This is a genomic window from Clostridia bacterium (genome assembly GCA_036562685.1).
Classification (GTDB): Bacteria; Bacillota; Clostridia; order Christensenellales; family DUVY01; genus DUVY01.
This window is the reverse complement of sequence record DATCJR010000061.1, coordinates 1-4,004: the sequence shown is the minus strand read 5'-3', so window position 1 is coordinate 4,004 and position 4,004 is coordinate 1. Positions and strand designations below refer to the sequence as shown.

3 protein-coding genes are annotated in these 4,004 nt (G+C 38.0%); all 3 read left to right on the top strand.

The genetic code is table 11. From position 1 onward, the window contains the following. On the top strand, positions 1–954 hold a 954-nt coding region (locus VIL26_02745; protein ID HEY8389862.1), incomplete at its 5' end, for a hypothetical protein. 115 nt (positions 955–1,069) lie between these two features. Then, positions 1,070–2,557, top strand: coding sequence for a hypothetical protein (locus tag VIL26_02740; GenBank protein ID HEY8389861.1), 1,488 nt, complete (start codon positions 1,070–1,072; stop codon positions 2,555–2,557). A gap of 17 nt (positions 2,558–2,574) precedes the next feature. After that, positions 2,575–4,004 (top strand): extracellular solute-binding protein (locus VIL26_02735; protein ID HEY8389860.1); only part of this gene is annotated, 1,430 nt, incomplete at its 3' end.

The following is a 4,004-nucleotide window of genomic DNA, read 5'->3' as shown; positions in this document are numbered from 1 at the left end:
GACAGATTTAAGAGCAATCTATATAAACTTGTAGCACTTCAAATAACTCCTGGAAAAGCAGTTTTGTATGTTGACGGCGCTTTGATTCAAGTAAAAGACTCAAGAATTGCTGTTTCGGCAGACTCTGATATAGGCTTTGGCAGAAGCCATTTGGCAACAGAATTATTGGGCAGCGGATATTATAAAGACTTCAGAGTATATAACGCACCTATTTCTGTGGCAAGTATTAATGATATTGTTGCAGAACAAGAAGCATCATTATTGACAAGTCTTAAATTTGAAGGTTCAACCGCTAATATTCCTAACTTCTCAAGCAGAAGCTTCTCTTACGAAGTTGAGTATTCTTCAGCTAAAACCAATCCTACAGCCAACGATTTCCCTAAACTTGTAGCTTCGAACGGCGCTGGAGCTATTGATGCTAGCAAAATTGTAGCAGGTACGGTTTCCGGCAAGAGCATTACCTATACTATAACTTCTGAAGCTAACGGCTTTAGCAATGTTTATACGGTAAAAGTAACCTTGGTTGACAATAACACCAAAATTGAAAATCTTTCAATCTTATACAGCGGCAAGAACAGCGATTTCCAAAAAGAACTCAAGTTTACTGATTTTGAACTTGTTGATGGAAAAATGGTTGCCACAGTTAAAGTTTGGAAAGGTGCAGATCTTTCTGATTTTGTAATTGAATTTGCATTGGCAGAAGGACAGAGCGCAGAAAATGAAGTTTTGACAGAAACATCTTACAGCGTAGATGTTTATGCGCAAGACGGATCTTATGTAACTTATGTTGTCAACTTTGAATTTGATAACAGCGTAAAAAATCCTGACAGTTCACAAAGCAACCTTGGAATGATTTTAGGAATAGTATTTGGTTCTTTAGGCGGCGTAATAGTAATTGGCGGCGGCGTTGCTGCTGGCATCTATTTCAGCAAAAAGTCCAAAAAATCAGAATAAAAACAACAATATGCAAGCGTGAATAACTAATCCCTTTATTCACGCTTGCAAAAAGATTTTAAAATTTATGAGGGTAGATAAAAGAGTTTATCAAACAAAAATAAAGGGAGGAATTATGAAGAGATTATTAGTTATACTTTTGAGTTTGATTTTAGCAATGCCTGTTTTTGGACTTGTAGGCTGTAAAAAAGATAATGGCGGCGGAGTAATTATTGATGATCCTTATGTTGATGACGGCAAAGAAGTGGATACATCTAGATTTGACACACCCGAAGCTGGTTTTACTATTGACGGGCTGCTTGACGAAACTGAAAGAGCAAAGTATGTAACGCTTGATCAAAAATACGGTGTTGAAGGTCAGATGAGGGTCAGCTATTATATCGGAGACAAAGGTTTGTATTTTTATTTCGATGTCAATGATCCTATTGTTTATAAAGCTAATCCAAATGAAAACGCAAAAGACAGTTCGCCTTATATATTGGAAAGCGATAGGGTAGAGCTGTTTATAGATACAAAAGCAGACGGCGGAGCTACGCCTATGAGCGATGACTATCATATTATGGCAACACTTGAAGGATACAATCAGGTGCTTATAGGCAATGGCTCTGCATTTAAGCTAAACACCAAGTATGGACTTGATGCATGTAAAGCAGTAATAAAAGAAGGTACAACAGTATCACAGCGCAATCAAAAAGCGACTGAAAGACCTCAAAGCGAAAAGAATATCGATCCGGGCTATACCGTAGAATTCTTTATGTCATATAAGAATTTTAATTTCTCAAAAAGAGATGTTTATAAAGTATCTTTTGCGCAGGCTGATATGTGGTCAGTTGTAGGTACACAAAGATTTAATGTAGCCGGATCCAATACAACACCTAATGAGTTTAGAACATTATCAGCATACGGTTTTGGAACAAAAGTTGCTTTGGAAAACAATCTAAAAATTGATGCTCAAAAAGACGATTTCTATACTCAGGAAAATGTAAAAAACAATCCTAATCTGTATTATTTTACAGCTACCAGAGATTATGCTCAAAATGCCAATAAGGGCAAAATGACAGCCGAAGCTTATGTGTATTTAGGTCAAAACGGATTGTATATTTATATGTTTGCTCAAAGCCAGTATCTCAAATATTACTATGCTGATTTCCCGTATTATAGCGATCATGTAGAGATAAGGTTTGATGTAAACAACTCTAAGAGAACAGAACCTACTGCAGATAAGGACAAATGGTTCTTTATAGATATTTTGGGCGCGGTTCAGACAGCTTATGGTATAGACAATGAAAATCGTGCAGCAGGAAGCTATGACCTTATAGCAACTACCGCTTACACAGGCGAGCTTGTCGATGCCGAAGGCGTGCCTACCAGAAACGCAGGTTCTCAAGATCCTAAGACTTTCACTTTTGAAGCATTTTTCCCTTGGTATGCTCTCAATGTACCCGAGAAAGGAACATTTGGATTTATTTTGGAATGCGGCAATCCCAATGAAGGTTCAAGCGGAATAGGCAATGTATTCTATCCTGATGCAGACTACGCTATAACAGAACATTGGCACACATTCAATCACTACAATTATTACACTGAATTTACCCGTCCTTAAAAAAGTGAGGTAATAAAATGAAATTATTAAAAAAATTAACCGCATTGTTTATCTGCGTAATAAGTTTGATTTCAGTTTTTGGACTGTCAGGCTGCGGCAAAAACGACAAGCTTAGAGTGTTTGTCTTTGCCCAAAGCCATGAAGCCGCAATATATTCACAACTTATTAAAAAATTTGAGCAGGAAACGGGTATTAAGGTTGAGTTTACTGTAGAAGAAGAAAACTATTTTGATCTGTTGAACTCAAGTCTTCAAACCCGAACAGCGGCAGATGTCTTTTATGTAAGACCGGGCGATGTACGCGCACATGCCAACCAAAAGACAGTAATCAACTTGACTCAAGCAGGGCTTATTACAGAAGACGATGTAAAAGATATATGGAAACAGGCAATAGACTTTTTCAGATATGACGGAAAAAACAACATCACAGGCGATATATATGCATTGCCCAAAGATTATTCTCAATATGTTCTAGGCTTTAACAGCAAGCTGATATATGAAAATGAAAATGTTATGGCTAGACTTGAGCCGTATATCTGGAACGAACAAGTCCATGGTCCATGGGCCGAATGGGAAGGCGTTGACCTTACCGTAAGAAACAGACAAGGCACAGCTATCGGCACTTACAAGGTTAAGCTCCCTGGACTTCCTGGACAAAAAGACAAAGACGGCAACGAAATAGTCTATACATATGACGAATTTGGAGCATTGGCATATCTTTGTTCTAATAACACCGTAGATGCGCTTAAGCCTGTTTATGGCACTGCATTCTGGGAAGATATGTGCCTTATGGCTTATGTATGGGGCAACGGTGGAGAGTTTTTGAAAGACAACAATACTAAGGTTAATTTTGAAAGCCAAGAATTCAAACAAGCATATACCGCATTTTTGGAACTCAATTCAAAATGGTATGCACATGCAATAGGCTCAACCAAAACAGGATATGAACTCTTTACCGAAGGTTCGCTTGTCTTCTATCCTGTAGGAACATGGGATATAGGATATTTCAATACATTTTCAGATACTTTGGATTATGTGCTTATGCCTTGGCCTTGTTCAAACGCTTATGCCAATTCATCAATGGCAGAACGTCAGGACAAATGGAAAGCAAGAGTGGATTCTGTTGGATACGGAATTTATTCAGGCTCAAAAAAGGTTGATCAAGCAGTCAAATTTATCAAATATCTATCATTATCTGAAGAAGGACAGGAGTTCTTGGTTAAAAGCGGAGCTCAAATTCCCAATATTGAATCCATGGCAAAGGGCGCATATTTAAACAACGAAATCAAAGACAAGGACGGAAAAACTTTGGAGCCTGAAAACAAGCAGTTATTGTTAGATGTCGCTTCAGGCGTAACAGGCAATGGTCATGTCGGACCTACTGTATATACCTATAACGATGAATGGTTTACCGAATTCTTTACTGGTGCTGCCTCAAAGTTATGGGA

Excerpts from the sequence above, each read along its gene's own strand:
- VIL26_02740 (HEY8389861.1), top strand. The coding sequence starts at position 1,070 with ATGAAGAGATTATTAGTTATACTTTTGAGTTTGATTTTAGCAATGCCT.